Annotated in this window: 24 protein-coding genes; 14 read left to right on the plus strand and 10 right to left on the minus strand. The window is 59.5% G+C overall.

The features are described 5' to 3' along the window. Positions 1-300 precede the first annotated feature (300 nt). The 3 genes from BLU28_RS12260 to BLU28_RS12270 all read left to right on the plus strand — a co-directional run bounded on the left by BLU28_RS12260 (position 301) and on the right by BLU28_RS12270 (position 4,538). Positions 301-2,643: a sensor domain-containing phosphodiesterase gene (locus BLU28_RS12260; protein WP_077986388.1), complete on the plus strand. Its 2,343-nt coding sequence runs from the start codon at positions 301-303 to the stop codon at positions 2,641-2,643. Between the two features lie 29 nt (positions 2,644-2,672). Then, positions 2,673-3,566 (plus strand): amino acid ABC transporter substrate-binding protein, encoded by an 894-nt coding sequence (locus tag BLU28_RS12265; protein WP_006697233.1) that lies wholly within the window; start codon positions 2,673-2,675, stop codon positions 3,564-3,566. Positions 3,567-3,635: 69 nt separating this feature from the next. Further along, entirely contained in the window at positions 3,636-4,538 is a 903-nt protein-coding gene (locus BLU28_RS12270) for an amino acid ABC transporter substrate-binding protein (RefSeq protein ID WP_077986389.1), read from the plus strand. A gap of 39 nt (positions 4,539-4,577) precedes the next feature. Here the strand turns inward: BLU28_RS12270 and minE are convergent, their stop codons facing one another. From minE to minC, 3 genes are read right to left on the minus strand one after another with little or no spacing between them, the layout of a single operon-like run. Beyond that, complete coding sequence (gene minE / locus BLU28_RS12275; RefSeq protein WP_004438814.1) at positions 4,578-4,838, minus strand: cell division topological specificity factor MinE; 261 nt, start codon at positions 4,836-4,838, stop codon at positions 4,578-4,580. Continuing rightward, positions 4,835-5,650: a septum site-determining protein MinD gene (minD, locus tag BLU28_RS12280; protein ID WP_004438810.1), complete on the minus strand. Its 816-nt coding sequence runs from the start codon at positions 5,648-5,650 to the stop codon at positions 4,835-4,837. The genes minE and minD overlap by 4 nt, the downstream gene beginning before the upstream one ends. A gap of 35 nt (positions 5,651-5,685) precedes the next feature. Beyond that, a complete protein-coding gene (gene minC / locus BLU28_RS12285; RefSeq protein ID WP_175477693.1) occupies positions 5,686-6,414 on the minus strand; it encodes a septum site-determining protein MinC in 729 nt (242 codons plus the stop codon). A gap of 406 nt (positions 6,415-6,820) precedes the next feature. Here minC and BLU28_RS12295 point away from each other — a divergent pair, with 406 nt between their 5' ends. From BLU28_RS12295 to uxuA, 7 genes are all read left to right on the plus strand, one after another. Then, on the plus strand, positions 6,821-7,507 hold the full coding sequence (locus BLU28_RS12295; RefSeq protein WP_077986390.1) for an HAD family hydrolase: 687 nt from the start codon (positions 6,821-6,823) through the stop codon (positions 7,505-7,507). A 368-nt stretch (positions 7,508-7,875) separates the two neighbouring features. Next, positions 7,876-8,592: a FadR/GntR family transcriptional regulator gene (locus BLU28_RS12300; protein ID WP_004438798.1), complete on the plus strand. Its 717-nt coding sequence runs from the start codon at positions 7,876-7,878 to the stop codon at positions 8,590-8,592. A gap of 62 nt (positions 8,593-8,654) precedes the next feature. Then, entirely contained in the window at positions 8,655-9,629 is a 975-nt protein-coding gene (locus tag BLU28_RS12305) for a sialic acid TRAP transporter substrate-binding protein SiaP (RefSeq protein ID WP_077986391.1), read from the plus strand. Positions 9,630-9,689: 60 nt separating this feature from the next. Beyond that, positions 9,690-10,262, plus strand: coding sequence for a TRAP transporter small permease (locus BLU28_RS12310; protein ID WP_035208172.1), 573 nt, complete (start codon positions 9,690-9,692; stop codon positions 10,260-10,262). A 4-nt stretch (positions 10,263-10,266) separates the two neighbouring features. Continuing rightward, positions 10,267-11,673: a TRAP transporter large permease gene (locus BLU28_RS12315; RefSeq protein ID WP_022563702.1), complete on the plus strand. Its 1,407-nt coding sequence runs from the start codon at positions 10,267-10,269 to the stop codon at positions 11,671-11,673. Between the two features lie 69 nt (positions 11,674-11,742). Continuing rightward, positions 11,743-12,810 (plus strand): L-idonate 5-dehydrogenase, encoded by a 1,068-nt coding sequence (locus tag BLU28_RS12320; RefSeq protein ID WP_077986478.1) that lies wholly within the window; start codon positions 11,743-11,745, stop codon positions 12,808-12,810. Beyond that, the gene (gene uxuA, locus BLU28_RS12325; protein WP_045534489.1) at positions 12,807-14,015 is read left to right on the plus strand and encodes a mannonate dehydratase; all 1,209 of its coding nucleotides are present in this window, start codon (positions 12,807-12,809) and stop codon (positions 14,013-14,015) included. The genes BLU28_RS12320 and uxuA overlap by 4 nt, the downstream gene beginning before the upstream one ends. Positions 14,016-14,041: 26 nt before the next feature. Here the strand turns inward: uxuA and BLU28_RS12330 are convergent, their stop codons facing one another. Next, entirely contained in the window at positions 14,042-14,395 is a 354-nt protein-coding gene (locus BLU28_RS12330) for an antibiotic resistance protein VanZ (protein ID WP_077986392.1), read from the minus strand. A 243-nt stretch (positions 14,396-14,638) separates the two neighbouring features. Between BLU28_RS12330 and BLU28_RS12335 the strand changes: the two genes are divergently transcribed. Beyond that, positions 14,639-16,150 carry an aldehyde dehydrogenase (NADP(+)) gene (locus BLU28_RS12335; protein ID WP_077986393.1) on the plus strand — a complete coding sequence of 504 codons (1,512 nt, stop codon included), beginning with the start codon at positions 14,639-14,641 and terminating at the stop codon, positions 16,148-16,150. Between the two features lie 54 nt (positions 16,151-16,204). Here BLU28_RS12335 and BLU28_RS12340 read toward each other — a convergent pair whose 3' ends face one another. Genes BLU28_RS12340 through BLU28_RS12355 form a run of 4 tightly spaced genes read right to left on the minus strand, consistent with a single transcriptional unit; the run spans position 16,205 to position 21,071 of the window. After that, positions 16,205-17,203: a TRAP transporter substrate-binding protein gene (locus BLU28_RS12340; RefSeq protein ID WP_077986394.1), complete on the minus strand. Its 999-nt coding sequence runs from the start codon at positions 17,201-17,203 to the stop codon at positions 16,205-16,207. Between the two features lie 15 nt (positions 17,204-17,218). Beyond that, on the minus strand, positions 17,219-19,051 hold the full coding sequence (locus BLU28_RS12345; RefSeq protein ID WP_077986395.1) for a TRAP transporter large permease: 1,833 nt from the start codon (positions 19,049-19,051) through the stop codon (positions 17,219-17,221). A 29-nt stretch (positions 19,052-19,080) separates the two neighbouring features. Continuing rightward, the gene (locus BLU28_RS12350) at positions 19,081-20,208 is read right to left on the minus strand and encodes an LLM class flavin-dependent oxidoreductase (protein WP_077986396.1); all 1,128 of its coding nucleotides are present in this window, start codon (positions 20,206-20,208) and stop codon (positions 19,081-19,083) included. Then, on the minus strand, positions 20,205-21,071 hold the full coding sequence (locus BLU28_RS12355) for an ABC transporter substrate-binding protein (RefSeq protein WP_077986397.1): 867 nt from the start codon (positions 21,069-21,071) through the stop codon (positions 20,205-20,207). The genes BLU28_RS12350 and BLU28_RS12355 overlap by 4 nt, the downstream gene beginning before the upstream one ends. Positions 21,072-21,284: 213 nt before the next feature. On the opposite strand from BLU28_RS12355, the gene BLU28_RS12360 reads away from it, so the two are divergent. Next, the gene (locus tag BLU28_RS12360) at positions 21,285-21,650 is read left to right on the plus strand and encodes an ArsR/SmtB family transcription factor (protein WP_004438767.1); all 366 of its coding nucleotides are present in this window, start codon (positions 21,285-21,287) and stop codon (positions 21,648-21,650) included. 1 nt (position 21,651) lies between these two features. Continuing rightward, positions 21,652-22,281, plus strand: a complete 630-nt coding sequence (locus tag BLU28_RS12365) for a glutathione S-transferase family protein (protein ID WP_077986398.1) — start codon at positions 21,652-21,654, stop codon at positions 22,279-22,281. A gap of 4 nt (positions 22,282-22,285) precedes the next feature. Here BLU28_RS12365 and BLU28_RS12370 read toward each other — a convergent pair whose 3' ends face one another. Together BLU28_RS12370 and BLU28_RS12375 are read right to left on the minus strand one after the other, a co-directional pair. Then, positions 22,286-24,121, minus strand: a complete 1,836-nt coding sequence (locus tag BLU28_RS12370) for an ABC transporter ATP-binding protein (protein ID WP_077986479.1) — start codon at positions 24,119-24,121, stop codon at positions 22,286-22,288. Between the two features lie 211 nt (positions 24,122-24,332). Then, on the minus strand, positions 24,333-25,529 hold the full coding sequence (locus BLU28_RS12375) for an aminotransferase class V-fold PLP-dependent enzyme (protein ID WP_022563691.1): 1,197 nt from the start codon (positions 25,527-25,529) through the stop codon (positions 24,333-24,335). An 88-nt stretch (positions 25,530-25,617) separates the two neighbouring features. On the opposite strand from BLU28_RS12375, the gene BLU28_RS12380 reads away from it, so the two are divergent. After that, entirely contained in the window at positions 25,618-26,454 is an 837-nt protein-coding gene (locus BLU28_RS12380; protein WP_004438758.1) for an IclR family transcriptional regulator, read from the plus strand. Positions 26,455-26,460 lie beyond the last annotated feature (6 nt).

A 26,460-nucleotide genomic window follows, 5' to 3' on the forward strand; every position in this document is an offset into this window, starting at 1 on the left:
ACGAAATTCCCTAAAATCGGCGTGTCATGCCCAACATGCCGTTTATGCAAAGCTTGGCAAGGCCGGTCGCGGGTTTTCCCGGACGGCCGTTGCCGCCGCTGGAACTCGGCTGCCAGAGTCTATTTCTCAACCTGAAGTGCAAAGACGGACCGTTTATATAAGCAGCGACTGTAAAAAGACGGATTAATTCTTAATCGCATCTAAACTTTGTTGAATTATTTAGCAGACACCATTGAAGTGCATGCCCTATAAAAATTCCATAAAACAATCAAAACGCGACATCGCGGGGGACTATCGCGAATGGAAGAGACTGCCTATCGGGGGATGGATAGACAGGTAGAGCCCGGCCACATGCTTCGCTCAACGACGCCGCCGGAAAAGGGCCGGTCGTCGCGGCGGCGCTCGCTCGCCAGCAAGATAACCCTGATTTTCCTGGGCGGGGTGATCTTCGCCTACAGCATCGGCGCGCTTGTGGGCTGGTACATGTTCGTTGCCGCCGCCAGCGAACAGTGGCTCAATCAGGCCCGCGTCAACTCCCAGATTGCCAGCGCCACCCTTCGAAGCATCTACACCTATGTCAGCGTCACAGCGGATGCCGATGGCCAGGTCAACGGCATTTTGACCGACAAGCCTATCGGCGACGATGAATCCATTCTCGTTACGGGCTTCAATCCAAGCGATGTTCTCGCGCTCATAGGCGCCCAGACGAAAAATGCCGTCTGGCTATTCCGCTATGATGACGACGATTCCGGTTTCAGGCAGATCGCAGCCGCTTTCGACAACGCCACAGACGATGATGAAAAACCGCTTGCTACCGACCCGATCTTCGCCAGAGATGCCGTGGCGGCGCGCTTCGCGACGGGGTTTGCAACCATAGGCGACTCCAGCCACTATATCGGCCTGCTGCCGATCATCAGTACGGAGACGAAAAAGCCGATCGGCGCGGTCGCCGTCAGCATCGGTGGTTCGGATGAACTTTATGGTGCGCAGCGCAAACTGATCTACAATTCGCTCATCGCGCTGATCGTGGTGCTGACCGTGACAGGTGTTCTGGTAACGGTCATCGCGCGGCATTTCCTGAAACCCGTACCGGCGCTGGTGCAGGCGACCCTGCGGATCGCCCGCGAGGAAACCGATGTCGCAACCCCCTTTCAGGATCGACGGGATGAAATCGGCGACATGGCAACCGCCATCGAGACGCTGCGCGAAGCCGTTCTGGAGCGCGGACGCCTGCGGCAGATACGCGACATGGCGCAGCAAATGGAGCACATGGCCCATCACGATGCGCTGACCGGGCTTCCAAACCGGGTGCTGCTGATGAAGACGCTGGAAAATCGCCTTGAGCATCTCTCCGCGTCCGGCCAGCTGTTCAATGTCATGCTGCTGGACCTCGACCGTTTCAAGGCCGTTAATGACACGCTCGGGCACGCGGCCGGCGACGCCCTGCTGGTGGCTGTCGCTTCGCGGATCTCCTCCGTCCTCGGAGAAAACGACATGGTGAGCCGCCTGGGCGGCGATGAATTCGCGATCATACAGTCGACAAGCGGCGACTTTGAGAGCGATGCGGCGATGCTGGCAGCGCGGGTGGTGCATGCCGTGTCGCGCAGTTTCGCGCTCGAAGGCAGCGACATCAGCATCGATACCAGCATCGGCATCGCCTGTGCGCCAGGTCACGGCACATCGGCCACACAGCTGCTGCAACATGCCGATCTCGGCCTTTACCGGGCGAAATCCATGGGTTGCGGCTATTTCGTCTTCTATGAGCCAGGCATGGACATGGCTGCGCAGCACAAGCACGCGCTGGAAATAGACATGAAATCCGCCCTCGAAAACCATGAGTTCGAGCTGCATTACCAACCCGTGGTCAATCTGCAGAGCGGCCGCATCGTCGCCTATGAAGCGCTTGCCCGCTGGCGCCACAGCAAGCTTGGCCTGATCTCTCCGGACCGCTTCATCGCGCTTGCGGAAGAAAACAACTTCATCAGGCCGTTGGGCGAGTGGGTTTTGGCGCAGGCCTGCATGGATGCAATGACCTGGCCGAAGGATATCAAACTTGCCGTCAACCTATCCGCCGTTCAGCTTTGCAATGACGATATCGTCCCCATTGTGGACCGGGCGCTTGAAGCATCCGGGTTCCCGGCGGAACGGCTTGAGCTGGAAGTGACGGAAACGGCCATGCTTGAGCGCGACAGCAGCACCCGCGTCCTAAAAATGCTGAAGGAGAGAGGCGTCCGCCTCGCGCTTGATGATTTCGGCACCGGTTATGCGGGGCTCAGCACGCTCACCCACGTCGCCTTCGACAAGATCAAGATCGACCGCGAATTCGTTTCCGGCCTTCCGACCAATCCCATGTGTTCGGCTATCGTCAACACCGTTATCGACATGGCCGAGCAGATCGGCCTGAAGGTGACCGCCGAGGGGGTGGAAAACGTGGAGCAGGTCGAGGTGCTCAAACTTTCCGGATGCGACGAGGCCCAGGGCTATTATTTCGCCGAGCCTGCACCGCTTGCGCAGGTTCTAAAAAACCGTGCGGTCATCGTCCAAGTGGGAAAAACCGAAATCGCCGATCGAGCCGCGCAGACGGGCCACGATGCCGGACGACCGACACAGGACACCTATTGCCCTTCACAAAAAGCGATTTGAGAAACCGGCCGCCGGCCAAGAGGACATAAATGCGTATTGCAGTCTATTGCCTTTTCCTCACATGCTTTGCCCCCCTCACCCCGCTGCAGGCTGCCGGTGAAGGCGACACGCTTCAGCAGATCGCCAGGACCGCAAAAATCCGCATCGGCTATCGTGAGGCTGAACCCCCCTTTTCCTATCAGCTGCCGAACGGAGAGGTGACCGGTTTCTCAACCGATCTCTGCAGGACGATCAGCGAGGACATTCGCAAGTCCCTGAAACTCGACAAGCTCGACGTCGAATATGTCAAGGCCACGCCCGCCACCCGCTTCATCCTTGTCCGCGGCGGTCAGATCGATATCGAATGCGCAGCCACCACCAATAATAGCGACCGTCGCAGGATCGTGGATTTTTCCTATCCGAATTTCATGACGGCAACACAGTTTCTCTCGCGCAAGCAGGACAATCTGAAAAGCCTCGCCGATCTGGCAGGCAGGTCAGTCACATCCGCCTCCGGAACCGTCAATATTGAGCAGCTCAATGCCGTGAACCGTGAGAAGAACCTCAATATCTCCGTCATGCCGACGAAAACCAATGAGGAAGCCTTCGCCCTCGTCGTTTCCGGCAAGGCTTCGGCTTTCGTGATGGATGGTATCCTGCTGGCGGCGCTGGCGGCGACATCTGAAAATCCGGATCTTTATGCGCTTTCCGAGGAGACGCTGAGCGCACCCGAACCCTATGGGCTGGTCTTCCGTCGCGACGACCCGGCCTTCAAGGCGGTCGTCAACGACAGTCTGAAACGGATTTTCACTGGCCCCGCCATTCATGATCTCTATGAAAAATGGTTCACCAGACCCATTCCGCCAAACGGCATGAATCTGAACCTGCCGATGGCAGCAGCTCTGAGACAGGCCTACGAACAACCGAAAGAATATCGGGATTAAGGTGCTCGCACCCCCGCCTCCATTTTCATGAAAACACGTTTCGACAGATACTTTAGCTGGAGATGCGCGATGCAGAGATCGACATTATGGCTTGCATTAGGAATTTTTAGCCTTTTATCCACTTATGCGGCCGGGCAGGAAGTGCAGCCGCCGACACTCGAGACCATTGCTAGAACCGGTATCATCCGGCTGGGTTATGCCGATCGCAATATCCCCTTTTCGTATCTCGGCACCGGCCCGGAGCCGATCGGCTACAGCATCGAGCTTTGCCTCAAGGTGGTGGATTCCATCAGGGAAAAACTGGATTTGCCGGGACTGAAGGTCGACTTCGTCAAACGCACGCCCAGCAATCGGATCACGCTTCTCAATGACGGCACGATCGACATGGAATGTGTGGCGAGCACGAACACGGAAGAACGGCGCAAGGCCGTATGGTTCTCCTACAGCCACTTCATCACCGGTACGCGATACGTGGCGCTGAAATCGAGCGGCCTGAATACCGTCGCGGATCTTGCCGGGCGTACCGTGGTGGTAACGACGGGAACCATTAATATCAGCCAGTTGAACGTGCTCAATCGCAAACTGGGGCTGAACATCACCGTGCTGCAAAATGACAGCACCGAAGGCGGTTTCGAGATGGTGACGGAAAACCGTGCTTCGGCTTTCGTCATGGACGATATTCTTCTGCGATCCTTCGTCGCCGAAACAGGCAGGCCTGAGGATTACGCAATTTCAAATGAATATCTTGCGCCACCTCAACCCTACGGCCTGATGCTTCGCCACGGCGATACCGGTTTCAGAGATGCCGTCAACGAGGCCCTGGGTGAAATCTATGCGAGCGGTGAAATCGAGAAAATCTACGAGAAATGGTTCAACGCTCCGATCCCGCCGAACGGGATGAACCTTCAGCGCCCGCTTCCGGACGATCTCGCTGACGCGTTTCGAAATCCCGTGGATACGACCGCGCAATAAAACGCCGCCCCGGTTGGGGCGGCGTCTTTCATGCCTATGTCACGCGGCGCGGAGATCTGCGCCGAGCGGAATTTCGACGTCGATCTCGAGAATCGAGAAATGTTCGTCGCGATCCATCTTCACGTGCACACGGTCGCCGTCGATCTGTACATGCTTGGCAATGACGCCGAGAATTTCTTCCCGCAGGATGGCGACAAGATCAGAGCCCGATGAGGCCCGCTCATGGGCGAGCAGCACTTGCAGGCGCTCACGCGCAAGCGGTGCCGACTTCTGTTTGCGAAAAAGATTGAAGAGACTCATGCAGCCCTCCTTGCGAAGATCTTGGAGAAGATGCCACGCTTTTCGCCCGGAATAACCACCGGAATATCTTCCCCCGATAGGCGGCGGGCAGCGTCGAAATAGGCCATGGCCGGCGCGCAACGGGCATCTGCGAGCGTGACCGGCGCACCGACGTTGGAGGCGCGCAGCACATCCGAACTCTCGGGAATGATGCCAATCAACGGGATCGACAGGATTTCGAGAACGTCGTCGACCTTCAGCATATCACCCCGCTCCGCACGCGCAGAATCATAGCGGGTAATGAGAAGGTGTTTTTCCATGCGCTCGCCGCGCTCGGCCTTCAGCGTCTTTGAATCGAGCAGGCCGATGATGCGGTCGCTGTCGCGCACCGAGGAGACCTCAGGATTGGTAACGACCACAGCCACATCTGCATGGCGCATGGCCAGCGTCGCGCCGCGCTCGATGCCGGCGGGGCTGTCGCAGATCACCCAGTCGAAGTGCTTCTTCAACTCGTTGATAACCCATTCGACACCTTCCGGCGTCAGATTGTCCTTGTCCCGCGTCTGCGAGGCGGGCAGCAGGAACAGCGTCTCCAGGCGCTTGTCGCGGATCAGGGCCTGCGTCAGCTTGGCATCGCCCTGAATAACGTTGACGAGATCGTAGACCACGCGGCGTTCAGCACCCATGACGAGATCGAGGTTGCGCAGACCGACATCGAAATCGACGACTACGACCTTCTCTTTATTCTGCGCCAATGCGGCGCCAAGCGCTGCGGTCGAGGTGGTCTTGCCGACCCCGCCCTTGCCGGAAGTTACAACGACTACCTTCCCCATATGGCTCTCTCCTGTTCGTGCGTGTTTATCTGTTATCAGCCGAGTTTTGCGGCCTTGATCGTATCGTCTTCCAGCCAGAGCTGAACGGGTTGCCCGCGCAGCTTGTCGTCAATGTCCTCAGCCACCTTGTAGACGCCGTCGATTGCCAGAAGCTCGGCCTCCAGCTTGCGGCAGAAGATGCGCGCAGAGACATTGCCGAGCGAACCGGCCATGGCCCGCCCGCGCAGCGCGCCATAAACATGGACCGAACCGCCAGCGATGATCTCCGCTCCCGAGGCGACCGAGCCGATGACGGTCACGTCACCTTCGGGAAACATGATCGACTGGCCGGAGCGCACGGGCTCGTTGATGACGAGCGACTGCACGACGGCGCGGATTTCACCCGATGTACGGGGCTTCTCCTCCGGCAATTCGGCAACCACGGCGACCGGCTCGACCTCGACATCGGAAGCCGGCTTTCCGCCCTTCAGCGATGGGGGCATGCCCGGCTCGATCATCGAGGGACGAACGCCCTCGATGCCCATGATGCCGACATTGCGCTCCCTGAGCGCCGCCAGCAGTTCCTTCAGACCCGCCTTGTCGAGCGACAGTTCCGAAACATCGAGGACCACCGGCCGCGACAGGAAGAAGCCCGCCGAACGCGCCGCGAGATCATCGAGCCTTTCCAGCCATTGATCGACCGGAGCTTCGGGGGACAGGACGACTGCGAGGAAGGAGCGGCCTTTGATGCGGATGGAACGCTGGTCTGTTAGCACTTTGGTCATCTTGGTAAACAAATCGTTGACAATTAGGTACCTCGAATATGGTTAACAAATGGTTAACGCCACCCTCAAGAGAGGGAAATCGTTAAGAAAATTCCGCTTTCGAAACTCTTATGCAGAACCTTCAAAAACATCTGTTATCCCTTTGAATCTGGGCCATTCCCTGACATATGAAGACAAAGGATAACAGCGCATCCTTGCTGCAGGCTGACTCCGGGTGTGGCTCTGTTCACCGCCGCCTTGCCTGCCGACGACCTCGACTCGCGTGAGTCTGACCGCGTCCGATTCCGGGACAACATCTCCCACCCGCGGCAGATGACCATCGGCCCTTGGCGGCTGAAAAACGATTCCGTTATGCCTGACAATACTGTAGAGACAGGCGAGGCCGACAGTTCAACGGAAGAATGAGATGCACAGCAAAGTCCCGCCGCAAAACCAGATTTTTTCGCAACAGTTTGCGGCCTTCCTGTTCGACATGGATGGCACACTCGTCAATTCGATCGCCGTCGTCGAGCGCGTATGGCGGGAGTGGGCAGTGGCGAATGGCATCGAGCCGAATGCCTTCCTGCAGCGCATTCACGGCATGCGAGCCTCGGAAGTTATCCGCCGTGAGGCCATTCCGGGTCTCGACGTGGATGAGCAGGCTGAAATGATCCTTCGTGCAGAGATGGATGATGTGGATGGCATTGTTCAGATACCGGGCGCCGGCGCTTTCCTCAAGTCGCTGCCGGCGGGCAAGTGGGCTATCGTGACGTCGGCCGTACGCGAACTGGCTGAACGCCGGCTCGCTGCGGCGGGCATTGCACCGCCGCCTGTCATGATCTGTGCGGAAGACGTGGTGAACGGCAAACCCGATCCTGAAGGCTATCGAAAAGCGGCCGAAAAGCTCGGCGTATCACCGCAAGACTGCATCGTCTTCGAGGACGCCCCCGCCGGCATCCAGGCGGGGGAAAACATGGGGGCGTCAGTGGTGGTCATCAACGCCACCCATTCGCATCCTATCGAAACGCCACACCTTTCCATTGGCGGCTATGGTGAGGTGAATGTAATTATCGACGGCAAAGACGGCCTGAAGCTGGCGATGGGCAGGGGCTGAAAAGCCTGCCCGCAAAGGGAAAGAAGCGATCGCTTGCCAGCCGATGTCGCGAACTGCTGGCAAGCCATCGCGCCCCGACATCATCCAAAACATTGAGAGAGGCAAAGTTTGCGACTTTGCCGTCGTTCTCCACCGAGGGAATCCGGCTGCCCGGCCAGCTCGCGGCCAGAATGAGGAAATGGCGGAACCCCCGGGAGCCAGAGCCCCGGGGAGCGTGACAATACCGCCCCGCTGAGCCTCCTGACGACCTCCGTATATTTTTCATTAACGTCTAATTGACAGCGTCGCCCAAATGCGCCCTAATGAAATTGGTAAGACAATCTTACCGCTTGCGCGATTGGGGGAGACTTTCGCGCTGGGAGGATATCATGTTTGTGGCTCTTGAGCCGCGCCGCCTTTACCGGCTGGTTGCGGAACAAATTCGCTTGCTCATCGAAAGCGGGGAACTGACGGACGGTCAGCGCCTGCCGGCGGAACGCGACCTTGCGGAACGCTTCGGCGTATCACGCCCCACGGTGCGGGAAGCGCTTATCGTTCTTGAAGTGGAAGGCCATATCCATATTCGCATGGGTTCGGGCGTTTATGTAAACGCAACCGGCAAACAGGGGAAAGAAAAGCCAACAGTGCCGGATGCGCATGGGCCTTTCGAAATCCTGCAGGCGCGTTGCATCATCGAAAGCGCTATCGCGGAGGAAGCCGCACGGCTCGCCACGCCGGAATGCATCGTCAAACTGGATGACATCATCGAGCGCATGGCCGGCGCACTCGACAATTCACCGCAGGCGCTCAATCTCGACCGGGCCTTTCACACCGCCATCGCCGACATCATCGGCAACTCGGCGCTCAACCGCTTTACCGGCCTGATCTATGACGAGCGCAGCCTGTCACCCTTTTTCGAAAAGCTCGCCAGCTATTTCGAAGGTCCGCACACCTGGAACCTCGCCGTGCAGGAACACCGGGTCATCCGCGACGCCATTGCCGCGAACGATCCGGAAGGTGCCCGGGAGGCGATGCGGCAGCATCTGACGCTGTCGCAGAAGAGATTTTCCGAAAGTTTCGGGGAGGAAACGCTCGGAGAAGAATAACCGCCGCCGCAACCGGCGACGGGAAAAACGGAAATCTGGCTTTAATTCGGGAGGAGTTAAGAATGAAAATCAGATTGTCGACTTTGATGGGCGCAACAGCGGCCATCCTGCTCTCGGCGCTTGCGGCGCAGGCGCAGACCGCACTGAAATGGGCACATGTCTACGAGACCTCGGAGCCGTTCCATACGGATTCGGTCTGGGCCGCGGAAGAGATCGCCAAGCGCACAGATGGCCGCTACAAGATCGATGTCTTTCCGGCCTCGCAGCTCGGCAAGGAAGCCGATATCAATCAGGGCCTGAAGATCGGCACGGTTGATATCATCATTTCCGGGTCGAGCTTTGCCGCGCGTGACTCCAAGCCGATCGGCGTCACCTATTTCCCTTACATCTTCCGCGATCCGAGCCATCTGATCGCCTATACCAAAAGCGATATCTTCAAGCGGCTCGCGAAGGGTTACGAAGACAAGACCGGTAACCATATCGCTGCCGTCAGCTATTACGGCACACGCCACACAACATCGAACAAGCCGATTGCCACCTGTGCCGACATGGGCGGGCTGAAAATGCGCGTGCCTGATGTTCCCGCCTATCTCGCCATGCCACGCGCCTGCGGCGCTAACACGACCCCGATTGCATTTGCGGAAGTCTATCTGGCGCTGCAGAACGGCACCGTCGACGCACAGGAAAACCCGCTGACCACCATTGAGGCAAAGAAGTTCTTCGAAGTGCAGAAGAACATCGTTCTGACAGGCCACATCGTCGACCACCTCAACACGGTAATCTCGAAGAACCTGTGGTCCAAGCTGTCAGATGAAGACAAGAAAATCTTTACCGAAGTCATGCAGCAGGCTGCCGAGCGCACCACCAAGACCATCGAAGGCCGCGAGAAAAGCCTCGTCGAAGACTTCAAGAAGCGCGGCCTGACCGTCGCCGAAGTCGACAAGGCCGACTTCGAGAAGAATGTCCTCGAAAAAGTGAAGTTTGAGGACTTCGGTTACGACAAGGCCGACTGGGAAGCCATTCGCGCCGTCAAGTGAAGCAAGATCCGGTGCGGCCCTCTTGCCGCACCGCCCTTTCTCTCCAGACGGGATATCTCAATGTCGCAGGAAATTCATACTCAGGTCACGCCTGAGGAACTCGCCCATACGTTCGACGAGGCGCCGCCGGAGGTCGATCTCAAGGTTTATTCATTCGAAGACTGGGTCACGCTTGGCCTCTTCTGGCTGATGACAGGTTGCGTGTTCCTCCAGTTCTTCACCCGCTACGTGCTCAATGACAGCTACGCCTGGACGGAAGAAATCGCCGTCAACTGCCTGATCGGCGTCGTCTTTTTAGGTTCGGTCATGTGCGTGCGCATGTCGCGCCACATCCAGGTGGATGTGCTTTATCACTATGTGCCGCCGCAGGTGGCCCGCGCCATGTCGATCCTCGTCGATGTGCTTCGGATCCTGTTCTTCGCCTACACCTCTTGGCTGATGTGGCGCTACATGGAAATCGTCGCGGATGAGGAGATGGTCACCGTCGCCCTGCCGCGCAGCATCGTCTTTTATACGGTTCTGGCCGCTTTCGTTCTGATGTTCTTCCGGTCGGTACAGGTCTTCATCGCCAATATGCAGCGCGGTTATTCCGTTCTGGAGCGGCCCGAAGAATTCCAGAGCGCGGGGGATTGATCACATGCTGCTTCTCATCGGCTCCTTTCTTCTCCTGATGGTGATCGGCCTGCCGGTCGCCATTTCCATGGCCTCGGCTTCTCTGCTCTACATCGTGTTTTATAATGTCGCGCCCGATATCATAGCGGCGCAGCGCCTGATCGCGGGTGTGGAAAGCTTCCCGCTGTTGGCCGTGCCATTTTTCATCCTTGCCGGTAATCTCATGAACACGGCCGGCGTGACGGGACGTATCTATTCCTTCGCCGTCGCGCTCGTCGGCTGGATGAAGGGTGGTCTCGCCCAGGTCAACATCATCGGTTCGGTGATCTTTTCCGGCATGTCGGGAACCGCGCTTGCAGATGCGGCCGGTATCGGAACCATCGAGATCAAGGCCATGAAGGATCACGGGTATCCGGTCGAAGCGGCCGTCGGCGTCACCGCCGCCTCCGCAACGCTCGGCCCGATCTTCCCGCCATCGCTGCCCTTCGTCATTTACGGCATGATGGCCAATGTCTCGATCGGAGCACTGTTCATGGCTGGCATCATTCCCGGCGTCGTCATGACGCTTCTGATGATGATCACGGTCGCCGTCTTTGCCTATGTCAAAGGCTGGGGCTCCGATACACCATTCAGCCTCAGAACGATCTTCGGCGCATCGATTGAAGTCTTCGTGGTGATGATGGTGCCGCTCGGCATCTATATCCTCACGGCGCTTGGTCTTTCCCTCAACCTGTCGATCCTGATCGTGCTGGTCATCCTGCTCGCCTGCGACTGGTATTTCGACTTCTCAGCCGTGATGGCGCTGATGACGCCCGTGATCCTGATCGGCGGCATGACCATGGGCTGGTTCACACCGACGGAGGCAGCCGTCGCGGCCGTTCTCTGGTCACTGTTCCTCGGCCTCGTCCGCTATCGCACGATGACCTTCAAGACGCTGGCGAAATCGACCTTCGATACGATCGAAACCACCGCATCGGTGCTCTTCATCGTCGCGGCGGCCTCGGTCTTCGCATGGCTGTTGACCGTCAGCCAGGCAGCGCAGCTTCTGTCGGCGGCGATTCTCACGATCACGGACAGCAAGTGGATTTTCCTGGTGCTGGTCAATCTCCTGATGCTGTTCGTGGGCTGCTTCCTCGATACGATTGCGGCCATCACCATCCTCGTGCCGATCCTTCTGCCGCTGGTGCTGCAGTTTCATATCGATCCGGTGCATTTCGGCCTCATCATCACGCTCAACCTGATGATCGGTCTGCTGCATCCGCCGCTCGGCATGGTGCTGTTCGTGCTCTCGCGCGTGGCGAAACTCTCCGTCGAACGCACGACCATGGCCATCCTGCCCTGGCTGGTGCCGCTATTCGTGGCGCTGCTGTTGATCACGTTCGTTCCGGCAATCACCCTGTGGCTGCCGACCGAAATGGGCCTGATCCGCTGACGCGGCACCCTGCCCGCGCGGTTCGCCGCGCGGGGTCATCATTCCATATCAAGACATGAGGGCATGGTCATGCAGACCCGCGTGGCACGTCTATACGGCGAGAAGGACATTCGCGTCGAAACAGAGAATCTCGCTGAGCCGGGACCCGGCGAGGTGCTGCTCGCCATGGCAGCGGGTGGCATCTGCGGCTCCGATCTCCATTATTATCAGGATGGTGGTTTTGGCCCGGTCAGGGTGCGCGAACCGATCATCTCCGGGCATGAGGCATCCGGCCATGTGCGGGCGCTGGGGAAAGGCGTCAGCGGGCTCGCCATCGGCCAGCTCGTCGCCGTTGATCCCTCGCAACCCTGCAGCCATTGCCAGTTCTGCCTGAAGGGCCAGCCGATCCATTGCCTCGACATGCGCTTCATGGGCAGCGCCATGCGCCTGCCGCACGAACAGGGCATGTTTCGCGACCGGCTGGTGGTTACAGCCAAACAATGCGCGCCATTTCCAGCCGATACCTCAGCTGCTGAAGCGGCCTGCACCGAGCCGCTTGCAGTCTGTCTGCATGCCGTCGCCCAGGCGGGCGATCTCACCGGCGCTAAGGTGCTGGTGACGGGAGCCGGCCCAATCGGCCTCTTGACCATCGCCGCCGCCCGCCATGCGGGCGCAGGTATCATCGTCGCAACCGATCTGACCGATGCGGCGCTGGAACGCGCACCAGCCATGGGTGCGGACCGCACGATCAATGTCGCAAAGGACGCCGAGGCGCTTTTGCCCTACCAGGATGACAAGGGATATTTCGACGTCATTTTCGATTGCTCTGCGGCAGGCCCCGCGCTCCGCACCGCCTTTGCCTGCGTGCGCCCGCGCGGCACCATCGTACAGGTGGGCGTAACCGGTGACATTACCATTCCGCTCAATGCGCTGGTTGGCAAAGAAATCCTCTGGCGCGGTTCGCAGCGCTTTCATGATGAATTCGCCATCGCCGCCGGGCTGATCTCAACGCGCAAGATCGATGTGCGGCCGATCATTTCCCACAGCTTCCCGCTTGATGAGGCGAAGGCCGCATTCGAGCAGGCCGGAGACCGCTCGGCCGCCTGCAAGGTGCAACTGACTTTTTCCGCAGACGGAATTTTTGAGGACGAAAGATGAGACATACATGGCGCTGGTTCGGCCCGGTCGACAAGGTCACGGTTCAGGATGCGGCTCAGGCGGGTGCGGAAGGCATTGTCAGCGCGTTGCACCACATCGCCACCGGCGATGTCTGGCCGGTGGACGAAATAACCAGGCGGCATGAGGCCATCAAGGCCGGCGGGCTTTATTGGGACGTGGTGGAAAGCGTGCCAGTCTCCGAGGACATCAAGACCCAGACGGGCGACTGGAAAACCCATATCGCCAACTGGCAGGAAACGCTGCGCCGCCTCTCGGTATCAGGCATCCGCACCGTCTGTTACAACTTCATGCCCGTGCTGGACTGGACCCGCACCGACCTGCGCTGGGAAACGAAACACGGCGCGAAAGCGATGCGCTTCGACCTTACGGATTTCGCTGCCTTTGATATTCACATTCTCAAGCGCCCGGACGCGACACGGGATTATCCTGGCTGGTTGCTGGAGGATGCGGCAAAGCGGTTCACCGAGATGCCCGACACAAAAATCGTCGCGCTATCGCGCAATATCGGCGCTGGCCTGCCCGGCTCGGCGGATGGTTATACCCTGCCGGAACTCATCGAAAAGCTGCGTTCCTACCATGGCGTTAATCGCGAAAGGCTGCAGCAGAACCTGATCGACTTTCTCTCCGAGGTGACGCCGGTTGCCGAAGACGTCGGCATCAACATCTGCGCCCATGGCGATGATCCGCCCTGGCCGCTTCTCGGCCTGCCGCGTATTCTCTCAACGGAGACGGATTACGCCCATATGCTGTCGCAGGTCGACAGCCGCGCCAACGGCGTCACGCTCTGCACCGGCTCTCTCGGTGCGCGCGCGGATAACGACCTGCCCTTTATCGCCAGCCGTTTTGCAGATCGAATCCATTTCGTGCATCTGCGCAACGTGACGCGCGACACGGACACCGTGCCCTGCTCCTTCTTCGAGGACGAACATCTGGAAGGCGGAACCGACATGGTCGCCGTCATTGCCGCCCTCCTCACCGAAGAAGCCCGCCGGCGAGCGGAGGGCCGTGAAGACCACACCATTCCGATGCGGCCGGATCACGGGCAGGAAATTCTCGACGACCTCACGCGCGGCGCCCAGCCCGGTTACCCCGCCATTGGGCGATTGAAGGGGTTGGCTGAGCTGCGCGGCATCGAGCGCACGCTGTCACACAGCCACTTCGGTCTCGCGAATGGGAATGGCTAATCGGAAATCTGACCGCAGGGGATGTGTCAGCCTGCGGCCATCTTCGCCCGAAACATGAGGTAGGAATAGGCGGCCAATCCGCCGGCAACAGCCCCGGCGGCCTTCACGGCTGCGTCGGTCAGATGCGGATGGCGTGTCGGCGACAGGAATTGCAGCGCCTCGATGCCAAAAGCCGCAACAATGCCCGCGATGATGATGGCAAGCCAGTAACGCGGATAGGCGAGCACGAAGGCGGCCGAACAGAGGGCGAAGGCACCTGCGCGGTCGATGCCAACCGTCGTCAATGTGTGGGGCCTCAGCCCAATGGGGCTGACAGTCACGATTACAATCAGCAGAAGAAGCGACCAGGCAACATATTTCGGAAATCTGTTTGTCATCATGGCGTCACATTAGAGCGTCGTGTGCGTAAACGGAAGCAGGTCTTTTTCACGCTTCGCCCAATTAATCACACTTTTTGGTCAGATAGTTGAAAAACCGGCTTTCGCTCAGGCCCTACAAGGGCTAAGGCAGAAGGCAACCGGGCGAGGATCGCGGCTGATGGCGCTTGCGCTGTCGCCTTTCGGTGCAACGTCACGGTGTCGGGTGGGTTTTCCACACAGGATCAGTTTTCAGGGAAGAGCACAATGAGTTTCAAGCCGCACGGCAAACATCTGGTTGCAGGAGAATGGGTCGCAACGGAAGCAAAATTCCGCAGCGAGCCTGCACATGGCGAAGCTTTCGATTTTTCGGTCGGCACCGTCGATCTGGTGAATGCCGCCTGTGAGGCAGCTGAAGAAGCCTTCTGGAGCTACGGTTACACCACCCGCGAAGAGCGCGCCGCATTCCTCGACACCATCGCCGATGAGATCGAAGCCCGCGCCGACGCCATCACCGAAATCGGTTCCTCCGAAACTGGCCTGCCCGCTGCCCGTCTGCAGGGCGAACGTGGCCGCACCGTCGGTCAGCTCCGCCTGTTTGCCTCGCATATCCGCAAGGGCGACTATCTCGATCGTCGCCACGACGAAGCACTGCCGGATCGCCAGCCGCTGCCGCGCCCGGATATCCGCCTGATGCAGCGTCCGATCGGCCCTGTCGCCGTTTTCGGCGCGTCGAACTTCCCGCTCGCCTTCTCCACGGCCGGTGGTGACACCGCTGCGGCTCTGGCTGCCGGTTGCCCTGTTGTCGTCAAGGGTCACTCCGCCCATCCCGGCACCGGTGAAATCGTTGCCGAAGCGGTTCTTGCCGCCGTCAAGAAGCACAATCTGCATCCCGGCGTCTTCTCGCTGATCCAGGGCGGCCGTCGCGATGTCGGTTCCGCGCTCGTGCAGCATCCGCGCATCAAGGCGGTCGGTTTCACCGGTTCGCTCGCCGGCGGCCGCGCACTATTCGATCTCTGCGCCCAGCGCCCCGAGCCGATCCCCTTCTTCGGCGAACTGGGTTCGGTCAACCCGATGTTCCTGCTACCAGAAGCCGTTGCCAACCGCGGCGAAGCCATTGCCAAGGGCTGGGCCGGTTCGCTCACCATGGGTGCGGGCCAGTTCTGCACCAACCCGGGCATTGCCGTCATCCTCTCCGAGCAGGCGGATGCGGTTGCTGAAACCGCACGCGTCGCTCTTTCCGAAGTTGGCCCGCAGGTCATGCTGACCGACGGCATCGCCGCCGCCTATCGTGATGGCCGTGATCGTATCGCTGCCGGCAACGGCGTGCGCGACGTGCTGACCACCACCTGCAACCTGCGCAATGCAACGCCGTATCTCTATCGGGTCGCAGGCAAGGACTGGGTTGCCAACCATGCGCTTGCTGAAGAAGTCTTCGGACCCCTTGGCCTGATCGTGACTGTTGATAGCACCGAAGAAATGCTTGAGGTTGCCAAGAGCTTCGAAGGCCAGCTGACGGCGACCATGCATCTCGATGCAGGCGACGCCGAACTTGGTCGCAAGCTGCTGCCGATCCTGGAACGCAAGGCGGGCCGCGTTCTCGCCAACGGTTTCCCGACCGGCGTGGAAGTTTCCGAAGCCATGGTTCACGGTGGCCCCTACCCGGCCTCCACGAACTTCGGCGCAACCTCTGTCGGCACCATGTCGATCCGCCGCTTCATGCGCCCGGTTTCCTATCAGAACATTCCCTCGGACGTTCTGCCGGAAGATATTCGCTAATAAAAAAGGGGAGGCGCTCACACGCCTCCCCTGTTCTTCGTCTGACCCGTAGTCTCAGGCAGACTGCACGGCCTGTATCTTCTCGATACCCCCAACGATGCCGGCGAAATCCTGCCAGATGCCCTGAGCGCCCTTGCGCCATTCATCCAGCGCTTCCGGCTGCAGCACCTTGCCACCCTTGGACAACGCAAGCTCAACGGACTTCGTTTCATCTTCAACGATCAGCTGGTTGAAGTACTTCGCGCCTTCACTGGAAGCCTCCGACAGCACTTTCTTTTCTTCGTCATCCAGCTGGTTCCAGAAGGTCGCGCCATAATAAACGACCCCTGAAGCCCAGATGTGGCCGGTTTCCGTCAGATAAGGCACGACCTCGTATAACTTGAAGCCGGCATAGGCGGACTTGGTAAGATCCATGGCATCGGCCACGCCTGTGGCCAGCGCATTATAGGTCTCAGTGATCGGAATACCGACCGGCGTGGTGCCGAAGGCGCTCCACAGCTTGGTGTGCAGCGGGCTCTGGATGACGCGGATCTTCTTGCCTTCCAGCTGCTCGGGGCGTGTTACCGGTTCCTTGGTCAGCAGATGGCGCGCGCCGTAATTGATGAAATCGGCAGCGATGAATTGCTGGGCGGCGAGCTTCGTCTTCAACTCGTTGCCAGTCTCGCCAGTTACCACCTTGCGCACGTGCTCCCCATCACGGAACAGGAAGGGCAGATCGAGGATCTGCAATTCCGGCACCCAGCCTGAAAGCGAGGAAACGGTTGAAAGACTGGCCTGAACCGATCCCAGCCGAATATTCTCCGCCACTTCCTTTTCGCCGCCCAGCGCACCGCTCTTTACTATATTGAACCGGAAGCGACCGGGCAGCTTCGCTTCCACCAGCTCACTGATCTTCACCCAGATTTTCGTCTCCGGCTTGTCGTCAGCGAAAAGCGACGCAACGGTGAGGCTGCGGGTTCTGGCACTAGCCGTGCGCACGAAGGCCGGTGCGGCGAGCGTTGCCGCGCCGAGAGCGGAGAGTTTGAGGAGATGACGACGGTCGATAATAGTCATGAATAAAGCCCCGGATTAGAAGAAAATGGCCCAGACGCACAGAATGGCGAGGGAAACGAGAAGGGAGAGGAGATAGGGAACGACGGCCCGGAAAAGGGCTGTCGCCGGAATGCGGGTGACGCCGCTCACCACAAAGATCAGCATGCCGAGTGGCGGTGTCAGGCCGTGGATCATGAGATTGACCACGAGGATGACACCGAAATGGATGGGATCGATACCGGCTGCCACGGCAGCGGGCAGAAGGATCGGCCCGAACAGCAGGATGGCAGCACCGATATCAAGCACAAGACCGACCACGAGCAGAATGAGGTTGGACAGCAGAAGCACCGCGATCTTGCTGCCACCGAGCAATGTCACGAAGTCGGTGACAAGACCGGAGACATTATCGACCGCCAGGAGAAAGGCGAAGGGGCCAGCCGTGCCGATCAGAAGGCCGATCGCAGCTGCTTCACCCGCCGATTGGCGGAAGGTTGTAAAAATGCGGCCCGCGCCCAGCCGGTATCCGAAGCCGAGAAACAGCGTGTAAAGCGCTGCAAGCGCTGCGGCTTCCGTGGTCGTGACGACGCCAATGCGGATGCCGACCACCACGATGACGCCAAGACCGAAGGCAGGTATCGCAGCCACGGCCGAGCGCCACCGCTGAGAGCCCGTCGCGCGAGGCAAGGTATCAACGCTGCGCACGCTGAAATGGATAGCCACCGCCAGGCAGACCGCCATCAACCCGCCCGCAAAGAATCCGCCGACCAGCAGCGACCCGACCGAAAGGTTGGTGGCCGTTGCGAGGATGAGAAATGCGATGGAGGGCGGAATGACGTTGTCCAGCACGGAAGTGGCGGCGATGATCGCACCCGCCTGCGCGGGTGGATAACCATGCTTGACGAGTTCCGGCTGGAAGGTGGAGGCGCCGAAGGCAGCATTGGCGACTGAAGAACCGGAGGCGCCCGAAAACAGCACGCTGGTCAGAAGCGTCGTCTGGGCCAGCCCCGCCCGTCGGTGGCCGACCATGGAGGCGGCAAAACGGACGAGCTGGTTTGCGACGCCCGATTCTGTCAGCAGACTTCCCGCCAGCAGGAAGAAGGGGATGGCGAGCAGCAGGAATTTCGACATGCCTGTGACCGTGGAGGAAACGATGGCCGGCTCCGGCAAAGTACTGCCGAAGGCAATCGCCACATAGGCGGCGGCGAGGAAGGCATGGGCAAGCGGCGCGGCCATAACCAGCCCCACGGCTGCCGTCAGCGCCAGAAACAGGCTCGGCGGCAGCGTCGTATCGACGAAAATTTCCGGCAGGCCCACATAGGAAACAACAGCAATGACGACGGAGAGCAGAACAGCGAACGCCTTGCCTTCACTGACGCGCTGAAGCGCGAGATAAACAAAAATCAGTGCACCACCCGCACCGAGAAAACCGAAACGCACCCATTCCGGCAGACCAAGCGTCGGGGACGTCCCGCCCAGCATTGCCGCAATTTCTACCCCGCCGAAGGCGAGTATGAGCGCGGCAACGAACGAGAAAGCATCGGCCAGGACTTCCGTGGCAACATGGAAACGTTCCGGCAGGAAGCGCACAAAAACATCGAGCCGCATCGCAAGCGCGCTTTTGAGACTGAGAGGCGCGCCGACAGCGATCATCGCGACATTAAGCCAGATGCCCAGATCTTCCGCGCCGATGAAGCCGGTGTGAAACAGATAACGCAGGGTGACATTGACCAGAACCACCACGAGCAGCGTGGCAAGGATTGCTCCCGCGACCGCACCGAGTACCTTGTCCAGAATGGCCAGCAGCCGCCCTGCCACACGCTGAGGGCCGATGCGCCCTTGTGCCGATGTCGTTGCGGGACTCGCCATCATGTCTTTCTTCTCCACTCCCGAAGCCATGCTCATGAGGCCTTAGCCGAGAGGTCACGGTCGAACAATGTCGACCACGTGAATTGTTTTGCCGCCGAAACCTCACGCGATACGTCAAGACGCGGAAGCACCTTTTCCCCGAAACGGAAGGCTTCTTCCAGCAATGGCATGCCGGACAGGATAAAGGTGTTCACGCCCGCCTTCTTATAGGCCTCCAGCGTGCGGATGACAGTATCGGGCGAGCCGACGATAGCTGTTCCCGGACCTGGACGAACGAGACCGATGCCGGCCCAGAGATTTGGCGCTATTTCAAGATCGCGCAGGTTCTCCGGCTTCTGGCCGCCATGCATCGCCGTCATGCGCTGCTGGCCGACGGAATCGGTCTTGCCGACGAAGCGCTGGTTGGCGGCAATCGCTGCATCATCCATGCGCCGGTAGAGATCGGCGGCGGCAGCCCAGGCCTCTTCATCCGTATCGCGCACGATAACATAAAGGCGAATACCGTATTCCAGTTCTCGGCCGAGCTTTTCCGCCCGCGCCTTGACGAGATCGACCTTCGCGCCAATCTGATCAGGCGTTTCGCCCCATGAGAGATAGGTCTCGACATGTTTGGCCGCAACGTCGATTGCCTTGTCCGAAGACCCGCCAAACCACAGCGGCGGCGGCTCGATGCCCTGCCCCACCGGCAGAGCGAGCTTTGCGCCCTGCGTCTGGAAATAATGCCCGTTGAAATCCACCGTCTCGCCGGCGAAAAGCCGGTGCCAGATTTGCAGATATTCATCCGCCATCTCGTAACGCTCGTCATGCGGCATGGTCATGCCGTAGGCGCCGAGCATCTTCGCATCGCCCGAGACGACATTGATAAGCAGGCGCCCGCGCGAAAACTCCTGGAGCGTTGCCGCCATCTTGCCAAGCAGCGTTGGCGCGATCAGGCCCGGATGAATGGCGACCAGCAGCTTCAGCCGCTCGGTATAGGAAAGAAGCGCACCCGCCAGAACCCAGACGTCATGCGCGCCGGTGGCAAACAGCGCCCCGGTATAACCGAGCTGGTCGTAAGCGAGCGCCAGTTGCTTGTAATAACCGAGATCGACCCTGCGGGAGCCTTCCGGCTGCCAGGGATAGGCGCCGTCGGGGGCGCACATGTACCAGAAAACATTCATCTGTCACCTCCGACGCTGGCTGATTGCGGGGCCGGGCTTTGCCCGGTCTGAACCGGTAAAGAGAAATGGCCGTGCCTGTAAAGCGTATCGGCCTCCTCCTGCTGTTCGGCAAGAATATTTTGAGTGGCGGGCACGACTGAAAGATCGCGAGAGCGCAATACCTTTGCCCAGGACGAAGCGTCGCCTTCGCTGCCAGGTTCGGAGGCGAGCAGCGCAGCCGCCTGCTCTACATTAGCCATAACGGCGCGGCCGACGCGGTCCAGTTCAGCCGCAATCGCTTGCCTCGTTTCAGGCGCAAGAGCGTGACGATCCAGCGTCCAGAACAGCGAACGGTTGGGAATGGTGGAGCCGCAGCGAACCAAAAGACTGATTTCTTCATGGGTCAGAGCCTTTTCCAGCCGCGGCGACATCGTCACCCAGGCATCGACGCGACCTTCCACGAGGTCCCCCAGGCTGTCACTGTCGCCGCTTTCTATCCGGCTGACATCCGAGAGGCCAAGCCCCGCTCCTTCCAGGCTGCGCGCCAGAAGATAGGTATGAAACGATCCGTCGATCAGGGATATGCGTTTTCCCGAGAGATCGGCGGCGGAACGGATCGGGCTGTCGCGCCGCACGAGGATCGCGCCATTGGCCGGCCTCGGTGCGGAGGCGGCAATATAGACCGCCGAGAGCCCTCGCGCATCCGCCTCGATGGGCGGTGTCGACCCAGTGCCGCCGAAATGTATTTCACCCTTTTCCAGAAGCGCCGCGGTATCGCGCCCTTCTCTATAGGGCACGAATTCAGGCTCGAATGCCTTAAAAGAACCGGGCCAGAGCCGGGCGAGCCGCAAATGCAGATTGTTGGGATGGACCCCGATTTTCATGTCGACACCTCATTTCACAATCAATCTACTTTTTTATAGAGTGTTTTCGAGAAACGTTTTGGCGATCCCCGGGCGGAAAGCGAAAGAGAAATCTACTAATCCTGTAGATTTTAAAAAATGCCTGATTGATCTTGGATGAGGCTTATCAAACCATTGAAATTTATCGCCGCACAATTTACTTTTTTATAGTTTGAAAAATGGGCCTCTTCAGTCGTGACCAAACCGGTTTCCAATCTCATCTGCCGCAGCGTGGTTGAAGCAAGCGAGCTCCTGAAGCTTGTGGCCAATGCCAACCGTCTGGCCATCGTCTGTTACCTCATGGAAACGGAAGCCTCCGTTTCCGCGCTTGAATATGAACTCGGCATCCAGCAGCCGACGCTTTCACAGCAGCTGGCCGAACTGCGCGATGCGGGGGTCATCGAAGGCACGCGGGAGGGCAAGGCGGTGATCTATCGTGTTACCGATCCGCGTATTGTCCAGTTGGTTCTGACATTACGCGGCCTCTATGCTGATCTTTCCGATGTGACCGGCAAGAAAGGCAGGCGCGCTTTGCCGCTGGATGAGGCAATGTTCGACTAACATGATCGACCTTTACACCTGGATCACGCCGAACGGCCTCAAAATCTCGATTGCGCTGGAAGAACTTGGCCTGCCCTATGTCAGCCATGCCATAGATATCGAAAAAGGCGAACAGTTCTCGGCCGAGTACATTCGCATCAACCCTGGCTCCAAAATCCCTGCAATCGTCGATCAAGACAATGGCACCGTTTTAACAGAGTCCAACGCAATCCTGATCTATCTCGCGGAGAAAGCCGGACGGCTCATGCCCGTCTCTGCCGCGGCACGGCTGACAGTCACCGAGTGGCTGATGTGGCAGGCCGCCAACTTCGGCCCGACACTCGGTTACGCCCATTATTTCCTGACGTACAATACAGGAAAGGCACCCTTCGCCGAGACACGTTTCGCCTCGGATACCGAACGCCTCTACCGGACGCTGAATGACCGCTTGGCAGAGCGCGGGTTCGTCGCCGGCGATTTTTCAATAGCCGATATCGCCATCTGGCCATGGGTTTCGCGTTTCGCCCGTCATAAAATCGATCTCGCTGACTTTCCCGCAGTAAACCGCTGGTATCGCCAGCTTGGACAGCGCGAAACCTTCCAGCGCGGTTATCGCGTGCCGTTTGTGACATCTGACGTTCCGGGGCTTTGATCGCTTAGCTGGCGACAAGATGGCCGGGTGAGACTTCGCGATATTCCCGCGGCTTCACGGAATAATCGACTGAGCGGATCGGACTTTTCAACTCGTCATTGGCGGCACCGCGACGCGTGTTTCTGCGGTCCGGGTCCGGCACCGGCACGGCCGCCATCAGCTTGCGGGTATAGTCATGTTGCGGATTGTCGAAGACAGCCGCACGCGGGCCGATTTCGACGATCTCGCCGAGATACATCACCGCCACCCGGTGGCTGACGCGCTCCACCACCGCCATGTCATGGCTGATGAAAAGAAAGGCGAGATCGAGGCTCTGCTGCAAGTCCAGCATCAGGTTGATGACCTGTGCCTTGATCGAGACATCCAGCGCCGAAACGCTCTCATCAGCGACGATCACCTTGGGCTGGAGTGCCAGCGCGCGGGCGATGCAGATGCGCTGTCGCTGACCGCCGGAAAACTCGTGCGGGTAACGCGCTGCCATATCGGGCGAGAGCCCGACCTTTTCCAGCATGTCGGCCACCACATCCTTCGCCTCGCGGGCGCTGCCCATACGGTGTTCCAGAAAAGGTTCGGCGATCGCCGCGCCCACCGTCATGCGCGGATTGAGTGAGGCAAAGGGATCCTGAAAGATCATCTGCACCGTCTTGCGCATCTCTCGCATGCCTGACTTGTCGAGGGCGAGAATATCCTCGCCGTTCACCACCACGGAGCCTGCATCCGGCTCAATGAGCCGCATGATGGCGCGACCGGTGGTCGACTTGCCGCAGCCGCTTTCGCCCACCAGTGACAACGTCTCCCCGGCCCTCAGATCGAAGGACACGTTTTCCACCGCATGCACGCGGCCGCTGAGCCGTCCCAAGAGACCGGAGTGGATATCGAAGCGCTTGGTCAGCCCCTCAACTTTGAGCACCGGCTGGGCTGCGGCATTGACGGTATCGGCCGGACGCGCCGGTTCCTGCGTTTCTCCCGTGGTGGTGTTGACAATGGGAAACCGCAGCGGCCTTTCCTCGCCCGTCATGGAACCGAGAACCGGAACCGCGGACAACAGTGCACGCGTGTAGGGATGTTTACCGCGATGGAAAATATCCGCGGTCGCGCCGACTTCCACCTGCTCGCCGCGATACATGACGACCGTGCGATCGGCGATCTCAGCCACCACGCCCATGTCATGGGTGATGAACAGGACGGAGGTACCTTCCTCTTCCTGAAGTGTCTTGATGAGATCGAGAATCTGGCCCTGAATGGTGACGTCAAGCGCCGTCGTCGGCTCATCCGCGATCAGCAGCTTCGGTTTGGAGGCAAGCGCCATCGCGATCATCACGCGCTGGCGCATGCCGCCGGAAAACCGATGTGGATATTCATCGAAACGCGAGGCGGCGGAGGGTATGCGGACTTTTTCGAGCAGGCGGATCGTCTCCGCCCGCGCTTCCGCTTTCGACATGGGCTGATGACACAACAGTGCTTCTGAAATCTGGTCGCCGATGGTGAAGAGCGGATTGAGACTGGTCATCGGCTCCTGAAATATCATGGCGACTTCATTGCCCCGGACCTGCCGCATGGCGTCTTCGGAAAGTGACAGTAGGTTGCGACCGCCGAGCAGAATTTTGCCCTCGACCCTGCTGCTTTCCCGATCCAGGAGCCGCATGATGGAGAGCGATGTCACGCTTTTGCCCGAACCGCTTTCACCGACGATCGCCACCGTCTCGCCTGGCCCGACATCAAAGGAAATATCACGCACCACCGGTTTCCAACCGCCATCCACGTGAAAGGACGTGGTGAGGTTGCGGACGGAAAGCACGGCATCTTTTGCACCAAGCGGTACTGCCTGCGGCATGGTCATGATCGTTCCCTTCTTTTCTTCTCGTTTGAATTCAGGCACGGCGTCACGGCCTGTTTCTTCTCCCCGTCGGAGAGAAGGTGGCCCGAAGGGTCGGATGAGGGGGCGACGTTCACGATAGATCGCACCCCTGCCCCTCATCCCGCTGCCGCGACCTTCTCCCCGGCGGGGAGAAGAAACTCGCGGCACCCGCTCGTTCGATATGCAGTCGTTATTAGTCCGGCCAGTGCAGCATGCCGTCGAAACGGTGGCGGCTGCGGTCTTCGAACGGTGTCGCAATTACCTCGTTGGAGGCGCGTGCCTTGTCCAGTTCCTCCGCCAGACGGGACGCAACGATAGTCTCCTGGCCGGGATGCAGATTGCAAGGGTCGAGATAGAAATAGCGATGTTCCACCTCGTGATCGCGGGTGATGATCGGCGGGTTACCCTTGGCCAGCGCCGTCGTCAGGTCCCATGCCGTGATATGCGCATCTTCGGCATTGATGATAACGCGCAGCCGGTCGAGCGGGTTGTTGGTCGGGTCGGGCTCGATCAACGCCGTCACGCCCGGCCGTCCATCCAGCGTCCTTTTCCACAGGTTGAGATAACCGGTTTCCCGTTCGCGGATGCCGGCATGGTCGCGCTTTTCCCAGGCCTCAAGCGCCGCCATGACACCATAGATACTTTCCTTGCCGACTTTCATGCCGCGGCCGATGCCCATATTCTGAAGGAAAGCATGACGCACCAGTTCCTTCTTACCCGCGACGATGCCCGAGGTGGGTCCGCCGAGGAACTTGTGGCCGGAATAGAGCACGACATCCGCACCCGTGGCCAAAAACAGCTTCAGGTCGTATTCGGAAGCGGCATCGACAATGACAGGGACACCCTTGGCGTGGGCGATCTCGACGAATTCGGAAAGACGCAGCAGACCGTAATCCACCACATGATGCGAGACGACATAGACAGCGGCAGCCGTCTTTTCGGTGATGGCGTTTTCCATATGGAAACGGTGGGTCGATGTTGCCTGCCCGATCAGCACCACCTTGCCGCCGCCGAGCCGGATGGCCTGATCCACCGGCGCGCCATAACTCACCACATGCCCCATCTGCACCAGCACTTCGTTCTTCTGAGGCGCAACATCGGGCAGCTTTTCGATGGCCAGCAGATTATTGCCGGTAATGGCGCCCGCCACCGCAAGGCTGATGCCGGAGGAGCAGGACGCCGTCACGAAACCGGCCTCGCCGCCCGTCAGCCTTGCAATGATCGCGCTTGCCTTGCGCTGCAGATCGTTGATCTCGACAAATTGCGGCAGGATGGCCGCCATAGCTTCAACCGCTTCCGGAACGACGATGGAAGCGCCGAGCGAGGTCATGGTGCCCGAGACGTTGATGACCGGGCGAAGGCCGATCCTGCTTCTAATATCCTCGGTCATGTCTTTCTCCTGTCTTTGCGATGCGATGGGCATCGACATATATGCCATAATAATGTAATAGCTTCTCAAAATCGATGAGGAGCCAAAATTGGACGCCCATAAGCTGGACGAAACGCCTTTATCCGCCCTTCCCGATACGGCGGAAAACCCGGACGCGAAGGCGGCCAAGCGCTCTCGCGTCAGCGGCATCGACCGCGCCCTTCAGGTTATTGATTACCTCTACGAAACCGGATCCCCCGCCGGCGCTTACGCCATTGCCAAGGCGATCAAGGCCCCGCTGTCCACCGTCTATGTGATCATCGACGATCTCATCGAAAAGAACATGCTGGCGCGCAATGCCGACGGCAACATCTGGCTCGGCGCGCGGCTTTACCACTACGGTCTTGCCTATGCCCGCTCGCTCGATTTCATGGGTGTCGCCACCCACGAAATGCACGATCTCTGCCGCCATGCGGGCGAGACGGTGCAGCTTTGCGGCCGCGATGGCGACCATATGTTGGTATTGGCCATGGCGGACGGACCGAGCCATTTTCAGGTCGCGTCCCGTGTCGGCACCCGCGTTCCCTTGAACTGGACGGCGTCCGGACGTCTGCTCGTCGGGCATCTGCCGGAAGCCGAACGTCTCGAACTTTTCCGTCGCTGCGCCCGTTCCTCGCCGACCGGACGCGCCGAAATCAACCCGGAAACGCTGTCCCAGTCTGCGGCGGCGGCGTTCCGTGACAGGCTGTCTATCCAGGTCGCCGAGTCCGATTACGCCGTGGCATGCATCGCTTCGCCGATTTGCGACAACAGGGGCGAATGCGTTGCGACGATTTCCATCGTGCTGCCCGAGCAGAAGGTGCTGGCGGACGAGAACCACTACACCGAGCAGGTCAGGGTCTCGGCGGAACGGATCGAAAAGCTGATGGGCTGGCGCAACCATTGAACGGCC

The sequence above is a fragment of the Agrobacterium pusense genome (assembly GCF_900102105.1).
In the GTDB taxonomy this organism is placed as follows: domain Bacteria; phylum Pseudomonadota; class Alphaproteobacteria; order Rhizobiales; family Rhizobiaceae; genus Agrobacterium; species Agrobacterium pusense.